19 protein-coding genes and 1 tRNA gene are annotated in these 18,237 nt (G+C 40.8%); 11 read left to right on the plus strand and 9 right to left on the minus strand.

All coding sequences use genetic code 11. The annotated features are described in order from the left end of the window. Positions 1 to 23 precede the first annotated feature (23 nt). From ftsA to rpmG, 7 genes are all read left to right on the plus strand, one after another. Positions 24 to 1,304 carry a cell division protein FtsA gene (gene ftsA / locus FJX03_00330; protein ID MBM3632145.1) on the plus strand — a complete coding sequence of 427 codons (1,281 nt, stop codon included), beginning with the start codon at positions 24 to 26 and terminating at the stop codon, positions 1,302 to 1,304. 341 nt (positions 1,305 to 1,645) lie between these two features. Then, complete coding sequence (gene ftsZ / locus FJX03_00335) at positions 1,646 to 3,178, plus strand: cell division protein FtsZ (GenBank protein ID MBM3632146.1); 1,533 nt, start codon at positions 1,646 to 1,648, stop codon at positions 3,176 to 3,178. Positions 3,179 to 3,409: 231 nt separating this feature from the next. Beyond that, positions 3,410 to 3,568, plus strand: a complete 159-nt coding sequence (locus FJX03_00340; protein MBM3632147.1) for a DUF3309 domain-containing protein — start codon at positions 3,410 to 3,412, stop codon at positions 3,566 to 3,568. 214 nt (positions 3,569 to 3,782) lie between these two features. Then, a complete protein-coding gene (locus FJX03_00345) occupies positions 3,783 to 4,064 on the plus strand; it encodes a CsbD family protein (protein MBM3632148.1) in 282 nt (93 codons plus the stop codon). A 287-nt stretch (positions 4,065 to 4,351) separates the two neighbouring features. Continuing rightward, positions 4,352 to 4,816, plus strand: coding sequence for a 50S ribosomal protein L13 (gene rplM / locus FJX03_00350; protein ID MBM3632149.1), 465 nt, complete (start codon positions 4,352 to 4,354; stop codon positions 4,814 to 4,816). A 2-nt stretch (positions 4,817 to 4,818) separates the two neighbouring features. Beyond that, on the plus strand, positions 4,819 to 5,343 hold the full coding sequence (rpsI, locus tag FJX03_00355; GenBank protein ID MBM3632150.1) for a 30S ribosomal protein S9: 525 nt from the start codon (positions 4,819 to 4,821) through the stop codon (positions 5,341 to 5,343). A 55-nt stretch (positions 5,344 to 5,398) separates the two neighbouring features. Continuing rightward, positions 5,399 to 5,566, plus strand: a complete 168-nt coding sequence (gene rpmG, locus FJX03_00360) for a 50S ribosomal protein L33 (protein ID MBM3632151.1) — start codon at positions 5,399 to 5,401, stop codon at positions 5,564 to 5,566. 259 nt (positions 5,567 to 5,825) lie between these two features. On the opposite strand, the gene FJX03_00365 is transcribed toward rpmG, so the two are convergent. The 8 genes from FJX03_00365 to FJX03_00400 form a co-directional block, all read right to left on the minus strand. Further along, positions 5,826 to 6,092, minus strand: coding sequence for a 50S ribosomal protein L27 (locus FJX03_00365; protein MBM3632152.1), 267 nt, complete (start codon positions 6,090 to 6,092; stop codon positions 5,826 to 5,828). Between the two features lie 28 nt (positions 6,093 to 6,120). After that, positions 6,121 to 6,438, minus strand: a complete 318-nt coding sequence (rplU, locus tag FJX03_00370; protein ID MBM3632153.1) for a 50S ribosomal protein L21 — start codon at positions 6,436 to 6,438, stop codon at positions 6,121 to 6,123. Between the two features lie 205 nt (positions 6,439 to 6,643). Then, positions 6,644 to 7,204, minus strand: coding sequence for a thioredoxin family protein (locus tag FJX03_00375; protein MBM3632154.1), 561 nt, complete (start codon positions 7,202 to 7,204; stop codon positions 6,644 to 6,646). A 59-nt stretch (positions 7,205 to 7,263) separates the two neighbouring features. Then, on the minus strand, positions 7,264 to 9,015 hold the full coding sequence (gene sppA, locus FJX03_00380; protein MBM3632155.1) for a signal peptide peptidase SppA: 1,752 nt from the start codon (positions 9,013 to 9,015) through the stop codon (positions 7,264 to 7,266). 119 nt (positions 9,016 to 9,134) lie between these two features. Next, the gene (gene fabI, locus FJX03_00385; protein ID MBM3632156.1) at positions 9,135 to 9,926 is read right to left on the minus strand and encodes an enoyl-ACP reductase FabI; all 792 of its coding nucleotides are present in this window, start codon (positions 9,924 to 9,926) and stop codon (positions 9,135 to 9,137) included. A gap of 148 nt (positions 9,927 to 10,074) precedes the next feature. Next, positions 10,075 to 10,572 (minus strand): AraC family transcriptional regulator, encoded by a 498-nt coding sequence (locus tag FJX03_00390; protein MBM3632157.1) that lies wholly within the window; start codon positions 10,570 to 10,572, stop codon positions 10,075 to 10,077. A gap of 202 nt (positions 10,573 to 10,774) precedes the next feature. Next, entirely contained in the window at positions 10,775 to 11,128 is a 354-nt protein-coding gene (locus FJX03_00395; protein MBM3632158.1) for an RNA-binding protein, read from the minus strand. A gap of 189 nt (positions 11,129 to 11,317) precedes the next feature. Beyond that, a tRNA-Glu gene (locus tag FJX03_00400) sits at positions 11,318 to 11,393 on the minus strand. A 142-nt stretch (positions 11,394 to 11,535) separates the two neighbouring features. Here FJX03_00400 and FJX03_00405 point away from each other — a divergent pair. Next, on the plus strand, positions 11,536 to 12,372 hold the full coding sequence (locus FJX03_00405; protein ID MBM3632159.1) for a hypothetical protein: 837 nt from the start codon (positions 11,536 to 11,538) through the stop codon (positions 12,370 to 12,372). 60 nt (positions 12,373 to 12,432) lie between these two features. Here the strand turns inward: FJX03_00405 and thrS are convergent, their stop codons facing one another. Next, on the minus strand, positions 12,433 to 14,343 hold the full coding sequence (gene thrS / locus FJX03_00410) for a threonine--tRNA ligase (protein MBM3632160.1): 1,911 nt from the start codon (positions 14,341 to 14,343) through the stop codon (positions 12,433 to 12,435). A 273-nt stretch (positions 14,344 to 14,616) separates the two neighbouring features. Between thrS and FJX03_00415 the strand changes: the two genes are divergently transcribed. The 3 genes from FJX03_00415 (at position 14,617) to FJX03_00425 (ending at position 18,222) form a co-directional block, all read left to right on the plus strand. Next, entirely contained in the window at positions 14,617 to 15,666 is a 1,050-nt protein-coding gene (locus FJX03_00415; protein MBM3632161.1) for a hypothetical protein, read from the plus strand. Between the two features lie 72 nt (positions 15,667 to 15,738). Further along, positions 15,739 to 17,130, plus strand: coding sequence for a DNA repair protein RadA (gene radA, locus FJX03_00420; GenBank protein MBM3632162.1), 1,392 nt, complete (start codon positions 15,739 to 15,741; stop codon positions 17,128 to 17,130). A gap of 27 nt (positions 17,131 to 17,157) precedes the next feature. Further along, complete coding sequence (locus FJX03_00425) at positions 17,158 to 18,222, plus strand: hypothetical protein (GenBank protein MBM3632163.1); 1,065 nt, start codon at positions 17,158 to 17,160, stop codon at positions 18,220 to 18,222. Positions 18,223 to 18,237: the final 15 nt, after the last annotated feature.

The following is an 18,237-nucleotide window of genomic DNA, read 5'->3' on the forward strand; positions in this document are numbered from 1 at the left end:
AATAAATTCGTTAAACTACGATTATGAATATTTTTACAACCAAAACTATTAAAAATAGGCAAGACATCTTTGCAGCTCTAGATATAGGTACCAGCAAAGTTTGCTGTGCCATTGCAAAGGTAGAAAATCGTCCCCATGAAAAAGGGGGAGAGGTTTTACGGCTTATTGGTGTAGGACACCAATCTTCACGAGGCATAAAGAGTGGTCTTATTGTGGATCTGGAAGCTTTAGAAGATGCCATTCTTAATGCCGTTCATTCTGCCGAACAAATGGCGGGTCAAACAATTTCTGGTGTTTGTGTCAATTTGCCGGCGTCGAGTGTGCGATCGCAAACTTTTGAATCTCATTTAAGTATTGTAAATCAAACCGTAGATGAAACGCATATTCGCCGTCTATTAACGTTTGGCCGAAATGCCCAAATTTCAGAAGACCAACAAATTATCCACGCACTTCCCATAAGTTATTCAATTGATAATACACATGGTATTCACGATCCTCGAGGAATGGTTGGGAGCCAGTTGAGTGTTACGATTTACCTCGTTACAGCCCCTAAAGCCCTCATTCGTAACTATCAAAATTGCATTGGGCGTTGTCATTTGGATGTGACAAGTTTTATTGTAACTCCTTATGCTTCAGGATTATCTACCTTGGTTGATGACGAACTCACACTAGGTGCTACCGTTATTGACATGGGTGGGGGGACAACAACCATTGCATCATTTCTTGATGGGACATTAATACATGTAGATAGTCTTGCCCTTGGCGGAGCTCACGTTACAAGTGACATTGCGCGTGGAGTATCAACTCCTCTTGTTCAAGCAGAACGTCTAAAGACACTGTACGGTACAGTCATTCTTTCTTCATCTGATGAACGTGAAAATATTGCCGTTCCGCAATTGGGAGAAAATCGGGATCCCCAAGCAAATCAAATCTCAAAATCAATGTTAACCCACATTGTGCGTGCACGTGTCGAAGAAACTCTGGAGCTCATATGGAATAAGTTAGCGGCCACGGGAATGGACCGCCTTGTCTGTCAGCGAATTATTTTGACAGGGGGGGGGAGTCAACTTCCTGGCATAAGAGAAATGGCATCGAATTTGTGGAATCGCCCCGTTCGTCAAGGACAGCCAAATGGTGTTATTGGAGCTAGCGATTTTGCAACAAATCCGATGTTTGCGACTTGTGCTGGTTTATTGCAGTATGCATGGCGGGATTATGCGGGCTCGCAAAACACACTTCAAATGGAGCCTACGCATATGAATGTATTACAACGTGCAACTACTTGGCTTCGCGAAAATTTCTAGCTACCAACATGCGTTTTTTAAGACTGAGCTTGAGCGAGAGTCAAAATCGTTCTTCAAGGTTACAGAGAGATGAGTATCATTCTGCCTTCTCGCAAAGAGGGTGAAAGTCTCATGAAATAGTGTTGAATTTGAAGAATATTTTTAAACAAAATCTTGTAGATATTTAGGGACTTTCAAAGTAAACATCTTATCAACCGTATAGAGTCAACGTGTATTCATCCTTTAGGCTGTAAAGAGTATAAATTTAGGATGAGTCTGCAAAAATTATGGTGGATATTCTTTTGAATTCCGATTAACATTTTATTAAGTTTTCACTCGTTTAAAAAATAAAGGAATTAACTATGCTCAACGAAAATTTAGAATTAAAACCCCGCATTACAGTCATTGGTGTCGGAGGAGCGGGTGGAAATGCAGTTTGCAATATGATACGCGCCAAATTAGAGGGCGTAGAATTTGTTGTTGCCAACACAGATGCTCAAGCATTGAGTGGGTCTTTAGTTGAGCCCTCACATAAAATTCAATTAGGACTTCACGTTACTCAAGGACTGGGTGCTGGATCTAAGCCTGATGTGGGGCGTGCTTCAGCTGAGGAATCGCAAGAGGATATTATTCGACACTTGCGGGGAAGTAACATGGTTTTCATTACCGCGGGTATGGGCGGAGGAACCGGTACTGGTGCAGCGCCTGTTATCGCGCGCGCGGCTCGGGAAGAAGGCATTTTAACCGTAGGTGTGGTGACAAAGCCTTTCCATTTTGAAGGAACACATCGGTCTCGTACTGCTGAACGTGGTATTGAAGAATTACAACAATATGTCGACACGCTAATCATTATTCCCAATCAAAATCTATTCCGGATTGCCAATGAAAGAACTACTTTTGCTGATGCTTTTAAAATGGCAGATGATGTTTTATATTCAGGTGTTCGGGGTGTTACAGATTTGATGATGATGCCTGGATTGATTAACTTGGACTTTGCTGACATTCGAGCTGTTATGGCGGAAATGGGTAAAGCAATGATGGGTACTGGGGAAGCCGAAGGGGATCGTCGTGCTCTCGACGCTGCTGAAGCAGCAATATCAAATCCATTATTGGATGATGTTTCTATGAAAGGTGCTAAAGGCGTTCTTATAAATATTACTGGCGGTTATGATATGACTTTGTATGAAGTTGACGAAGCGGCAAACCGTATTCGAGATGAAGTTGATCCGGAAGCCAATATTATTTTTGGATCGACGTTTGATGAAAAACTCAATGGAACAATTCGTGTTTCTGTTGTGGCAACGGGAATTGGAGGGCTTCAATCCGCACATTCTTCCTCGCTTAATACTTCATCTCCCGTTATGGCACGTCCTATTAATATGGCGGCTGCAGCCTCTTCACGAGAACCTGTATCTCCTAATAGTGTTTATTATGGGCCCAATATTCAAAAGACAGAAGCCCCTGAAGTTGTTTCATTGAGTGGCGGGGATGAAACCAATTTAAAAGATGATATTCAAACAACAGCACCCCAAGATTCTTTTTCTGATTTACCGACAGAGTCGCAAACGGCTTCAGAAGAATCAAATGAACTTTTTGGATTTGAGACAACTCCTGATCTTTTTCAAGCTAAAGATTCATCACCAAAATTAGAGACTTCAGAACCAGAGGCGCCCCAATCAACTCCCTCATTAGCTATGGAAGATGAAATTGCTTCGCTAGATGCAGGTGATGCAGAAAAACGACGACGTCCAACGTCATTGTTTGAAAGATTTACGGGTGTTTCTCGGGCAAAAACTCTCCAACCTCAACCAGAAATAGCAAAGGTTGCAGAACAAGATTCTCATGATGAATTAGATATGTTAGAAATCCCTGCGTTCTTACGTCGCGGATCGTAAAATTAAGCACGAACCCTGAAGTCCCGCACTAAACAAGAGCGGGACTCTCAATTTGACTCGAAAAAAATCTTTTCTTTATTTGACTGCTGAGATAGTCCTAACAAGCTGACCCTTTCTTAAGGGCCTTGCGGTTAAAACATTACCATGCAAAAATAATTCAGTTTCCTTTAGATTAGGTATACTGAAATTGTAGAACAAAAATTTGAAAATCAATCTTACAACGTAAGGATAATGGAGATGCACACAGTTTTATTAGTTGTTCTCATCCTGATTTTGGTTGGCGCTTTTCCAAAGTGGCCCCATAGCCAGTCTTGGGGGTACTTTCCCAGTGGGGGTGCTGGAATTCTCATCATAATTATTCTCGTATTGCTTTTAACAGGACGATTATAACTTGAAAAGGAATAAGCGACCGCTTATGTTAGGCTCGATGGTACTGATAATCGAGCGTGTTTTTATCTACAAATATTTTAAGGAGAAAAAAATGAAAAAAATGAATTGGATATTGGGAACTTCAGCATTAGCTTTGGTTGCTGCCTGTGCTCTTAGTGGTGTTGTCTGTGCAAATGATGCGGCAAAAAAAGATGAAAAAGTTTCTGCTGAGAATATGGATCTTATTGAAAAAGGTCGTTGGGAACAATTAAAGGGCCAAGTTCAAAAAGAATGGGGTAAAGTTACAGATGACGATTGGCAAAAATTGAAAGGTTCAGCACGTGAGTTGACTGGCTTATTGGTCGAAAAGTATGCTTTCGCAAAAGATGATGCTGAAAAGAAAGTTGCTGAATTTCTTGCAAAGCATGACTTGAAGAGCGACAAAAAGGCTGATGACAAAAAAGCCGATGACAAAAAAGCTGTTGACAAAAAAGTCGACGAGAAAAAAGTTGGTTAAAGGTTAAAATTTTTCTTTAAACATTTTTATAAAGAAAAGCTATCTCAAAAAGGCAACTTCCATTTATTAGTGGGTTGCCTTTTTTTATTGAATTAAAAGTAAGCTACCAACTAATAATTATTTCACAAAATAGTATTGAAAAAATCTAAAGTTATAAATTAAATCGTCATGGTATTATAATACCATTACGATTAAAGACTTATAAACTAAAGGATTTGAGCTTGACGTGAGTCAATAAATGCTCTAGAACCATAAAATATGGTCTTTTAATTATGGATAGAATACAAATGAAAACATTTTCTATAAAACCCGCAGATGTAAAAAAGAAATGGCATCTTATTGATGCCCAAGATCTCATTCTCGGGCGCCTTGCTGTAGTTGTTGCCAACATTTTACGTGGCAAAAACAAACCAGAATATACACCACACGTAGATTGTGGCGACAATATTGTTATTGTTAACGCAGAAAAAGTAAAACTTACAGGAAATAAGCTTGAAGCTAAAAAATTCTACTGGCATACAGGCTATCCTGGGGGAATTAAGGAACGCGCTGTTGGTGCCATACTTGAAGGTAAACACCCGGAACGTGTTATTGAAAAAGCGGTTGAACGCATGATTCCTCGAGGTCCCTTAGGGCGCCAAATTATGAGTAATTTAAAAGTTTATGCTGGTACAACCCATCCACATGCAGGCCAAAACCCAGAAGTTTTGGATGTTGCGTCCCTGAATTCAAAGAATAAAAGGAGTATATAACCGTGGCACGCGACAAAATTGCTTTAGAAGATTTAAAGTCTGCTGTAAAAGATACAGCGACACCCACAAGTAAAGCTTCACAAAGTGCATCCCCAGCGGCTGCAACAGATAGTGAGCCAGTTTTACCTAAAATCGATTCCCAAGGGCGTTCATATGCAACCGGCAAGCGAAAGAATGCTATTGCCCGTGTGTGGATTAAGCCAGGTAAAGGTCAAATTATTGTTAATGGTAAAGGCAGCACTCAGTATTTTGCACGCCCCGTTCTTCAAATGATGATTGCGCAGCCTTTAGAAGTTGCAAATCGTTCGGGATTGTTTGACGTTTGGTGTACAGTTATTGGCGGTGGTTTGTCAGGTCAAGCAGGAGCTGTTCGACATGGAATTAGCAAGGCTTTGACATATTTTGAACCAGACTTGCGCCCTGTTCTTAAGCATAGTGGTTTCTTGACACGCGATAGTCGTGTTGTTGAGCGGAAAAAATATGGTCAACGCAAAGCGCGTCGTCGCTTCCAGTTCTCCAAGCGTTAATTATTGGTGTATTGGGGTATGGATTCCCCATCTACATATTAGAGGAGTTTAAGTTATGGCAAAAGCAGCAACAATTGCAATCAAAATGCTCAGTACAGCAGATACAGGTTTTTTCTATGTCGCGAAAAAGAATCCGCGTAAAAAGCCTGAGAAGTTTGAGTTTCGTAAATATGATCCTGTTGTTCGTAAGCATGTCTTATTTAAAGAAACCAAAATTAAATAAAATGATGTGACAGATATATATTATAAAAAAACCGGAGTTATCTCCGGTTTTTTTATGTTCAAAAATTCACGAAATAGTGAATTTTGTAGTGGCTAGGCGGCCCAAAATTGTACGTCATTACCAATGAGGTTGCTAATAGAAATAAATATAATGAAGGAGTTAAAGAGGAATATAAAGAAGTTTTTCGAACCACATTCACGCCAAACTTAGTATCAATTTAGAACTGAAATTTTAAGAATGGCGCGAATATGGGGCTTATTTAATGAACAGTGGAGCTAGGAAGAACATTGATAATTGAACGGTTCTTTTGTCCACGTTTAAATTCGACAAAACCTTCAATGAGAGAAAATAGGGTGTGGTCTTTACCCATACCTACATTCTTGCCAGCGTGAAACTTTGTTCCTCGTTGACGAACGATAATATTACCAGCCAAAACATGTTCTTGACCAAACTTCTTAACACCGAGTCGCCGACCTTCTGAGTCGCGGCCGTTACTTGTGCTACCACCACCTTTTTTTTGTGCCATAACTTATCTCCTTCGTGTAGATCCGGTATTATTTACCGGCTACAATTTTTTCAATCTTCAAAACGGTTAGATGCTGACGATGACCTTTTTTGCGGCGATAGTTGTGCCGACGCTTTTTCTTAAAAATGATCACCTTACGATCCCGCATTTGTTCTACGACAGTGGCTTGAACTTTTGCGCCAGTAACTGTGGGATTTCCAACGGTTACGGCTTTTCCATCACTAATCATTAGAACTTCCTCTAGATTAACAGCTGCGCCTGGCTCAGCGTCTAGCTTTTCAACCCAAAGAACATCATTTACATGGACAGTATATTGTTTACCGCCGGTTTTTATTACTGCAAACATGGGGTCACTTTCCCAAAAAATAAAGACAATAGATAGTGCTTAACATTATATCGATGTTAACCGCTTATCTATTTTGTCTATCGGTATTAGCGGTTTATGTCAAGATTTTTGTTGAAATAAGCTCATATTATTATATTACCCTGAAAAGTGAGATTAGAGCAAAATCCCATGTTAACCCTTTATCTCAATGATATAGAGTAATTCCTTATTCTTTCCACTTAATATTACAACCCATACTGGGTTTTTGATCTGGGTCAATTGGATCACCGCTTATAAGACAGTCAAGGGCCTTGCGCAGCGTTAAGCCGGTCAGATACGCCCTGTCCTTATTTGGACTAGAGTCATCCAGTTGTCCGCGGTATACGCAGCGCAGTGCGCCATCAAATACAAAGAAATCTGGTGTACACACAGCCTGATAGGCTTTTGCAACATTTTGTGTTTCATCGAAAAGGTAAGGGAAGGAGAAATCATGAGCTTTTGCCCTTTCTGTCATCTGTTGCGGCGCATCTTCCGGATAAGCTATGGGATCATTTGCACTAATCGCAACAAATGAAATTCCTTTTTCTCCATACTCATGGGCTATCTTTAATATTTGGGGGAGGACGTGTTTGACAAAAGGACAATGATTGCAAATAAACATGATTACTGTCCCCCTAGGAGACTTTAAGGCTTGTAGGGACAATGGCTGTCCCGTAATTGTATTGGTAAGTTCAAAATCATGAGCCAGAGTCCCAAGAGGAAGCATACTCGATCGTGTTATTGCCATCAATCATGACTCTATAAAAATTTCTTAAAAGTATTGATAACATAATATCAATAAAATATCTACTGTGGGGTTAAAGGATCAACTTTGAGTTCAACCCGTCCAGGTAGTAATAACCCGTTAACGTACTGCAAAAAACTACGAAGAGCTGGAAATTGTGCCAATAACGTTGCTTCGCTGCTTTGATTGCGCTCGAATACAGTTTCGAACAAAGACTTGGATTCAGGTAAGTGGCGTAAATGAACGGGGCCTTGAGGAGCAATTCCGGCTTCTTTCTTGGCAATTTCTATGGCCTTCATAACACCGCCCAACTCATCTACAAGGCCATTTTCTTTGGCTTCGATACCTGTCCATACTTGTCCTTTGGCAATTTGATGAACTTTTTCGACAGATAGATTGCGACCTTTCGCAACTTTTTCTTGGAAAACTGCATAAATTTGATCGAGATAACCATTAAATTTTTGGCGACCTTCTACTGAAAATTCCTTTCCCGTTGACCAGATTGCTGCATTATCTCCTGTGTGAATTTTCCCCCAGTGAATGCCGTAATGATCCCAAAAAGCTTGGGTGACAATTTTCCCTGCATAGACACCAATCGACCCTGTCGTGGTTGCGGGTTGCGCGACAATCTTACGAGCATTGCAGGCTATCCAATATCCCCCTGAGGCTGCATAATTTGACATAGAAACAATTACAGGCTTAACAGACTTTAGAAGTTCTACTTCTCGAGCAATGAGCTCGCAAGCAATAGGAAACCCACCACCGGAATCTATTCGCAAAATAACAGCTTTAATATTCTTATTTTTTCCAGCTTCTCTGATAGTCTTGGCAATTTCAACTGCATCCATCACACTGTCATCTGACAAGGGATTATGAGCCATTTTATTTTTCGAAATAGTTCCTTCTGCATAAATTATAGCGATCTGGTCTCCTTGAGACGGTTGTTTTATGGTGTTGGAATAAACTTCAAACTCAACGTAAGTAGGTTTGCTGCCCACTTGCTTTTCAATTTCATTTTTTACTTGGTCTTTGTAGCCAATCTCATCAATCATTTTGGCAGCGAGAGCATTGGGGAGTGTATGAGGAGCTGTATTGAGTAATTTACGAACCTCTTCAGCTTTTAAATTACGATCAGCCGCAACGTCATTGATAATTTGTGTGGTGATGCTATCAAGTAGCCGTTGCATGTTTTGTCTGTAAGGAGGAGTGAAATCGGATTCTGTGTAAGATTCAACCATACCCTTATATTCTTCACGACGACCCATTTGAGGAATAATTTTATAATCCTCGAGTATCTTTTTTGCGAAAGGAATTTCCGCAATTAAACCGTTGAAATTAAAACTCCCAATAGGCATAACCCAGATTTTTGATGAAGCTGCAGCGAGATAGTATGCTCCCGTTGCATTAGATAGTTCCCCAAAACTATCTGTATAGGTATAAACAAATTTGCCTGTGGTTTTGAACGCTTTTAGAGCATCACGTAGCTCTTGAATGGTTGCAATTCGTAAGGCGTTCCCTTCAATTTTAAGAAAAATACCTTGTACATTTGAGTTTTGAGCCGCATGATTGATGCCCGAAACAATCGTATGGAGAGAAACTGATTGTCCTTTGATAAGGGAAATAAGTCCTTTATTTTTAGGCTGCTCATCAAGGCTTTGCTCCCCAAGGGTTAAGGATATGACTTGATTAGGACTGCTCGAAGCAAAGGAAAGAGAAGGGGAACTTAACTGATAAAAGCTCCAAGACAACCCCAAAATCAGAAGAAAAGTAAAAGCACCTAAAGTTGCAAAAAGACCAAATATAAAACGCCGCATAGACTACTCCTGGGGGGTAATAACATACCTATTAAATAGACCTTATCTTTAAAAATCTTAAATATCTATTAAATATATGCTTAAAAAGCAGGGAAAACTGCTTTTTCCCTCATTTCGTATTAAACCGTAGAGATATCTGGAGCATCGACAGCTTTCATACCCACAACATGATACCCACTGTCGACATAGTGAATCTCGCCGGTTACACCGCTGGAAAGAGAACTGAGGAGATACACGCTTGCACCTCCTACGTCATCTAACGTTGTGTTACGTTTTAGGGGGGAATTGTATTGATTCCATTGCAATATATATCGAAAATCGCCAATACCTGATGAGGCGAGTGTTTTAACAGGACCGGCAGAAATGGCATTGACCCGAATGTTTTGTCCTCCTAAATCAACGGCTAAATAACGCACACTCGCTTCAAGGGCGGCTTTAGCAACGCCCATGACATTGTAATGAGGCATAACACGCTGAGCACCATGATAAGTTAAGGTGAGTAATGCGCCCCCGTCGGTCATTAAATTAGCAGCTTCACGACATGTTTCGGTAAAGGAATAACAAGATATATCGAGAGAGTTTAAGAAGTTTCTGCGTGAAGTTTCAGCGTACTTCCCTTTTAATTCTTCTTTGTCTGCAAAGGCAATAGCGTGAACGACAAAATCAATCTTACCCCATTTCTCTTTTATGGTTGAGAATGTGCGAGCAATATCGCCTTCGGTACTGACATCACAAGGGATTAAGAAATCAAAATTTAAAGATTGGGCTAAAGGGCGGACACGTTTTTCTAAAGCTTCAGATTGGAAGGTAAAAGCGATCTCGGCTCCGTGCGCAGCTAAATTCTTTGCAATACCCCAAGCTAAAGAATGATCATTGGCAAGTCCCATAATCAAGCCGCGCTTACCAGACATTAACCCTGTTTGTGATCTGACTTCGGTCATTTTTTTTCCTTAAAATTTTATCAATTATTCTTAATATAAAGATTACCTGCCTATTTATGGCCTAAAGTGTGCTGATTATTCAAGAGAATCTTCACGAGTAAATTTATCTTCATTACCCTTAAGGCTTAAGACCAATGTAAAGGTCCAAGATTACATTTTGATGGTCAGAGGCTCTTTCGTCATAAAGCTCAAAATCTGTTTGGTAGGCCCGTTGACCGCCTAGTTCTTGAGGACTCATTTGCCAAACATTTTTCCAGCTATTAATACATACGTCTGGCATCGGCCCTGGGCTGTTGGTCAATTTTAGATAATCTTGGGAAGGAATGATTAAAGTCTTAAATCCTTCCGGCACATTATCAAATGAAACCACTTCCTCTCCAATAAAGTAAGTGAAATCACCATTGAGGTCAGATTCGTATTCTGTATAAGCACAGTAAGTTGTGCCAGGCCTCTTTCGGTGAAGAATATTTTGGGCTAAGCCTTGATGAAAATATTTTTGCACAGTAGCGGCAACCTTATTCGTTTCCGGATCCGCCTTAAAGAGATGAGCATTATTTGTTCTTGTGGTTATCCCCACGAGTTTAATCTCGTTTAAGCGTTCATTGTTTTTTTGCATCTCATTAATCCTTCTTATCTATAAGTAATTTATTTTAATCGGCCCTAAAAGCTCAAAACAATATTGTTTTTGAGAATTTTATTTTGCGAGAATTCATAATATGCGGTGTTTTCTCATATTAGAGGTTGCAAACGGAGATAGTCATAAAAAAAGAGACCGGAAAACCAGTCTCTTTTCAAATTCTTAAATGAACTTCTAAATATTAGAAATTTGAACGGCTATATCCGCCGCCAGAGGAATTGCGTCCACCAGCACCACCGCGTCCACCATTTCCACCGCCGCCACCAAAGCCACGATTTTCACGTGGTTGTTGTGGACGAGCTTCAGAAACGCCAATTGCACGTCCCAAAACTTCAGTACCGTTCAATTTTTCAATTGCGTCGGTAGCTTCTTGATCTGTTGACATTTCAACGAATCCGAAACCTTTACTGCGTCCTGTATCACGATCTGTGATAACTTTTGCGGATACAACTTGGCCAACGGACCCAAACAACTCTTCTAAAGTTGAATCGGACATGGCAAAAGCCAAATTGCTAACATATAATTTTTTACTCACCTAACAAGACTCCTTTAAGTACTATTAACAGGCCGCTTAAAGAGGTCTAAGTCAGGACTTGGAACTTCTAAAGCAACATACAACTCTATTATAACAGAATTTTTATGCAAAAAGTAGGAAAAAATGTGGAAAGCCCAAAATTCACAAGAGTTAATACGTATGAATTGTTTTTTAAAAAGGAAAGAGAGTTGGCGTCCCCTACGGGATTCGAACCCGTGTTGCCGCCGTGAGAGGGCGATGTCCTAGGCCTCTAGACGAAGGGGACGTATAACATTTGCGAACGTTACTCAATTTTGCCCTAAAACGCAAGGGGAAAGGATTTAATACTCTGAAAAATGATAATAAAGGGGAATTTTCGTTCCCCTGGTCAAAACTTCCCATATTGCGTATCCTTTTTATAGATGTAGATGCATAAATTGGGGAGAAAGATTATGAGAAAACCTCCAAGCTGGCTTTTAAAGGCCTTCTTTCGTTTATCGTTAATCCTCAATTTAATATTCATTCCTTATATTTTTATGAAAGACCACATTATTAACTTTTTTCGCAATAGCCATAGCCATGACTGGATTTCTCAACCTCTAATGAATAGCTCCCTTTACAAAGCGATTTATCAGGTTGAGCGAACGAAAGGCGATAGCATATTGAAATTGTATCAATTAATGAAAGATGTGCATGAGCTCTTTGACAAGCATCATATTTTGTATTGGGCGGATGGGGGAACGCTATTGGGTGCTATTCGTCACCAGGGTATTATCCCTTGGGATGGAGATTTGGATATAAGAATTCGGTTTGAAGACGGATTTCGCTTTCAGCAGCTCATTCCTGAATTTAAAAAATTAGGATATGAGATTGATGAAGCCTATTTTGGATTTAAAATTCTCCTTGTGGAAAATAAGCAAGATCGCCTGCACAATGTGTGTTGTGATGTTTTTCTAACATCTATGCATGATGGGAAAAATATCTATTATAGTTTAGGTGCACAGGAAAGATGGCCTGTATTTATACTTGAAAGTGAATTATTGCCTTTAGCCAAATATCGATTTGGTGCGATTGAAATATGGGGACCTAAATTACCGGAGCCTTATTTAACCCGGTTATACGGGAATTGGCGCACTTTAGCTTATCAACAACAAGAAGGGCACTTAGTTGCAGGGGAAAGAAGTCGAATCCCTTTTACACCTACCGGAAAGGATCTTGAACCTGGTAAGCCTATGGGGCCTCTAGAGGATCGGGTTAAATTGTGATAAGGTCTTAAAAATCAATAAATTGTCAAATTCCCAACACGTATCTTCGATAACGGAAGTCTAGGAGGGCACTTTTGCTTCTTTTATAAGTGTTTCAAGGACTTGTGAGAAAGGCAAAACTTCTTGAGATTCACCACCCAATCGACGAACTGCTACGGTCTCATTTTCAGCCTCTCGATTTCCAATGACAAGAATAACGGGAATTTTTTGTAAGGAAAGCTCACGAATTTTATAGCTAATCTTCTCGTTTCGCAAATCCAGTTCAGCACGAATGCCATTTTCCTTCAATGTTTGGCAAAGGCGGTGGGCGTAATCGTTTGCGTCAGAGGTAATGGTAGCGACCGTTACTTGAACAGGCGTCAGCCAGAAGGGGAATTTTCCGCCACAGTGTTCAATGAAAACGCCCAAGAAACGCTCAAAAGTTCCCAATATAGCCCGATGAAGCATGACGGGGCGATGCTTCTTACCATCTTCTGCTACATACCAGGCGTCAAGTCTTTCAGGGAGAACATAGTCAACTTGAAGTGTTCCGCATTGCCAATCACGTCCTATGGCGTCTCGTAACACGAATTCGAGTTTGGGACCATAGAACGCCCCTTCACCTGGGTTTAAAGTATATTCAAGTCCTGCAGCAGTAGAGGCTTCTATAAGTGCTTGTTCCGCTAAATTCCAGAGAGAATCACTTCCCGCTCTTTTTTCTGGCCGGTCAGAAAAGCGGACTTTAACGTCTGTAAAACCAAGGTCTTTATAAATACTTTTTAACAAATCGCAGAATGATTTTGTTTCTGACACAATTTGTTCGGGTGTGCAAAATATATGAGCATCATCCTGGACGAAAGCTCTTACGCGCATTAAGCCATGCAATGATCCGGAAGGTTCATTGCGATGACATGAGCCAAATTCAGCCATGCGTAAAGGTAAATCGCGATAACTTTTAATACCTTGTTTGAATATTTGGACGTGGCCGGGACAGCTCATGGGTTTGATAGCCAAGACTTTATCTTCTGAGTCAACAGTGAACATACCTTCTCGAAATTTTTCCCAGTGACCGGATGCTTCCCATAAGGAGCGATCTAATAGTTGAGGCGTTTTGACTTCCACATAACTGTTCGATTCGAGTCGACTACGCATATATGATTCTAAACCTCTATAAAGTGTCCATCCTTTGGGATGCCAGAAAACGCTGCCTACTGCCTCTTCTTGGATATGAAACAGATCAAGGTCAGTTCCGAGGCGACGATGATCGCGCTTTTCAGCCTCTTCTAACATATGGAGATAATCTTTTAATTGCTGCTCAGTAGCCCAAGCTGTTCCGTAAACGCGTTGTAACACTGGGTTATTGTGATCTCCGCGCCAATAAGCACCGGCTAATTTCATGAGTTTAAATGCTTTGCCCAGTTTACCTGTGGAGGGAAGATGGGGGCCACGACATAAATCAACAAAATTGCCTTGACGGTAAAAACTTAAGGGTTCTTCGCCAGGTATGCTTTCAATGAGTTCTGCTTTAAAAGATTCGCCATGATCTTTAAAAAATTGAATAGCTGTTGAGCGATCCCATTCTTCTCGTGTAATCGCTTCATCTCGGTCCACAATTTGGCGCATTCGTTCATCAATCTTAATCAAATCGTCAGGTGTGAAGGGTTTTTCACGAAAAAAATCATAATAAAACCCATTCGTAATGGCGGGGCCAATTGTAATTTGAGTTTCAGGATAAAGTTCTTTCACGGCCTCGGCGAGAACATGGGCTGCATCATGACGCAACAATTCAAGACCATCTTCTTCACTACGGGTCACAATTTCAACGGTGGAGTCTGCCGGAACAGGTAAAGTTAAATCTTTTAAAACGCCATTGATGCGTACGGCAACAGCTTCTTTGGCAAGGCGAGCAGAAATAGATGCCGCAATTTCTGAGCCAGTGACGATTGCTTCGTACTGGCGTGAAGTTCCGTCTTTAAGTTTAATTGCGTGCATGAGCATTATCCTGTATTAATTTTTTCATAAGTCCTCTTTTAACCAATACCTAAATGCTTGCAAAAGTTCAAGTCATGAGGGGTTAAGAGTGAAGAGAAGTTTATGAAGTGTAAAAACAGCAAGGAATTAAGTGCTGATCTAGAAAACAATTGTGAGGAAGAATCGAGAATGTTAAAAATCAATTGAGCTTGCCTTTACCTTCAGTAACTCTAGGCAACCTTTAAGGGCCCCCTTAACATTGTCTAACTCAATATATTGATTAAAGTGAAAATTATGATGAAAAATTTTTTAATTTTATTGTTGTGCTTGATAACAATAATTTTTGGCTCAAGTTCCATTTTGGGAGCAGATGAAAGATTACAAAAAGAAAGTGAGGGCCTCCCCTCTGTTACAAATGGCTTTGATATCGAGAGGGGCAATCAAACGGATTTGAATAATTGGGTCGCTAAAAATGGGGCAGAAGTCTATCAACACTTAAATAACTATCCTAAAATTGGGTATCCGCAACAATCTCGAAACCTTCAATTTAGTACAGAATCTGAACACTGGATTGTTTACTGCCCTTTTGGCGACTCTCAAGTTGATTTTATAAAGAAAAAAGATGTGCCCGCTTCGAAGGCAATACGCTCTCTTTTGACATCGGGAGGACAATTTGATTGTCGGATTGCCCAACGGATTGTTTTTCTAGAATGTATGCGAAGGTTATTAGGCGATATAGTTTTTGATGAGTTGACTAAACAATTCGAGGCCGAACTTTCGCTGAACGAATTTGCAAAAAAGGGTGAGACAAGAAGATTACATCTATGTGGTAGCAAAGTATTAAATCCTTTTATTCGGTTGACAACCCAAGAAAATGACTCCCTCTATAAGTGTGGAATCACGGGACACTTTGGCTATATACCTAATATAGAAGACTATGCAACACTTCACCCTTATGGATTTCTGCGGGGAGACCATGGGCTCATTTCTTCTGAGGAGCAAGAAAATCTGGAAGATACACTTTATATAGGATTTGGTTCTTTTTACAAGGAAGGTGGCATACGATGGGTGGATGTTGTTAGCCGTTTTAAAAAAGAAACCCTCACACTATCATCTTTTGAGAGTTCTACTGCGAGTGAAAATCAAGTTCCATCTTCCCGGCGGGCAATTTATGAGGAAACTATAAAAGAATTACGCGCTTCAGAGGTGCAAGAGAAAATGAATATTATTGAAAATTTACAATTTACTTACGAGGAAAAACTTAAACAACGTCAAATAGATTTTAAGGAAAGTTCAGCATCTTATTTTATTAATATAAAGTTTTTGCAAGCCTTATTAAGGTAAATATAAGAGTCGGTTAGAGAGACAAATTCTTGGAAGAGAAAAGTCAATAAAAAATAGAAAAAGGAGCGGCCAATGGCCAAAACAACGGTGCGATTTGTTTGCCAAGATTGTGGAACTTGGCATTCGAAATGGGGAGGCAAATGTGAGGGATGTGGCGCCTGGAATCGGCTGGTCGAAGAGCAGGTAGAAAAGAAGCTCAGCTCGAACCGTCCTTCTTCCGTTGAATTTGTAGGAATTGTTGGTGAGTCTCCGGTAGAACCTCGAAAAGTAACTCAAATTGCCGAATTTGATCGAGTTTGCGGTGGTGGTGTGGTACCGGGCTCTGTTTTGCTGGTGGGGGGAGATCCTGGCATTGGAAAATCTACCTTATTGCTCCAAGTTGTTGCCGCTTTGGCTCGTCAGGTACCTTGCGCTTATATTTCTGGGGAAGAAGCTGTCGCTCAAGTTCGTCTGAGAGCTCAACGGCTAGGAGTAGAAGGGGGATCACAACTCCATTTGGCATCTGCCACCAATGTGACCGATATTTTGAAAGCTCTGGATGAACTTGGAAATATTGAATTGGTCGTCATTGACTCTATTCAAACGATGGCTATCGATGCCATAGAATCAGCGCCTGGCACTGTTTCTCAAGTTCGCGCCTGTGCCCATGAACTTATTGTTGCCGCTAAGAAGCGCAATATAATTGTTGTTTTGGTAGGACACGTTACGAAAGAAGGGGTATTAGCGGGACCTCGTGTTTTGGAACATATGGTCGATACGGTTTTGTATTTTGAGGGGGAGCGAAATTATCATTACCGCATCCTTAGGTCTGTAAAAAATCGTTATGGTGCAACTGATGAAATCGGCGTATTTGAAATGACAGACCGAGGACTTAGTGAGGTGCCTAATCCTTCAGCGCTATTTTTAAATGATCATAATCAAGAGGTTAGCGGATCAGCTATCTTTGCCGGTATTGAAGGAACACGCCCCATTTTGTCTGAAATTCAAGCGTTGGTTGCGCCCACTTATTTGGCTTCACCGCGTCGGACCGCAGTGGGGTGGGACTCAGGTCGTTTGTCTATGATTTTGGCTGTACTTGAATCGCGGTGTGGTTTGACTTTTGGCAATAAGGATGTCTATCTGAATGTAGCGGGTGGTCTCAAGATATCTGAACCTGCTGCTGATTTAGCCGTTGCTGCTGCATTGGTTTCTGCGTTGGTTAATATCCCCCTCCCGCCACAAAGTGTTTTCTTTGGAGAAATTGGGCTTGCTGGGGAAGTTCGTGCGGTTGCTCAGGCAGAGAACCGATTGAAGGAAGCAGCAAAATTGGGATTCATTCGTGCCTATTGTGCTCTCCCAACACAACAAAAAGGCAAATCCAGTAAGGGGGGAATTGAAACAATTCATGTCATGAAGTATTTGATTGAACTATTGGACTTTTTGCCAAAAATACCCCATAATAAGGCAAAATCTTTAGCATTTTAAAATGCCATTTTGGAGTTATCAACGAAAATGAGTGGTTTAGATATTGCCATTCTCGCAGTTTTTTTTGTTTCAGCTTTAATTGGAGCATTGCGAGGATTTACGAAAGAAGTCTTAAGTTTATTTAGCTGGGGAGGCGCTATTAGCTTATCCTATTTGCTTTTACCTTTAGGTCGAGCAATCGTCCAACCTTACATTGCAAATCCTATGATGGTGGATGGTGTTGCCCTTTTTTCTATATTTATTATTGCTTTAATTATTTTGAGTATCGTTGCTAATATTATTGCTGGGTACATTCACGAAAGTTCATTTCGAGGTGTAGATCACTCCCTTGGTTTTGGGTTCGGAATGTTAAGGGGTGTTGTATTTATCAGTGCTACTGAGCTTATTTTTAGTACTTTTTCACCCCGACAAACTCAATCGCCAACAATACAATCCGCTCGTTTTATTCCTATGGTTCGACGCGGGGGAGATATTGTTTTAGACTTTCTTCCAACATCTCTGCGTAATCTGATTCTTGAGCAAGCTTTAAAAGTAGAAGAGCATGTTAATGCTAAAGCTCAAGAAAATTTGAAACATGCTTTACCGGCAGAGGGCATTAAAAATAGTTTAATGAGCCAACTAATTGTAGGCAATCCCACCCCGGGTGGACCAGCCAGTGAGAGCGGAATGGCTGCGGGACAACACTCACACTCATCTTCCTATCCCCCAACTGCACTCCCTTCGACTACCCATAATGCCCAACCTCAAGGACCTTTTAATGGCGGCACGCATCAACATGAAGTTATGGCTCAACCCCAAGTTCCCACTCAATCGGGAATGGTTGTTATTCATCCCCAGCCCCCCTCATCAGGTACTCCGCTCGTACAGACACAAAGCCAGCCACCCTATGCCCCAGATTTTCAACAAGGAGGGAGTCAAGTTCCATCTCCTTATCCCCAAGGATTGGGCCAGAGGGGAACGCAAGATAGACAAAAGACTGTGGATGAACTCTCTCGCTTAAGGCCCCAGTCTTCCCCGAAGGAAGATGCTGGATATACAAAAGGACAGCGAGACGATATGAATCGTTTATTCCAGTCCGTTGAAGGGGAATAAATTTGTGAGGTACAT

Source organism: Alphaproteobacteria bacterium, assembly GCA_016870095.1.
Classification (GTDB): Bacteria; Pseudomonadota; Alphaproteobacteria; order Paracaedibacterales; family VGCI01; genus VGCI01.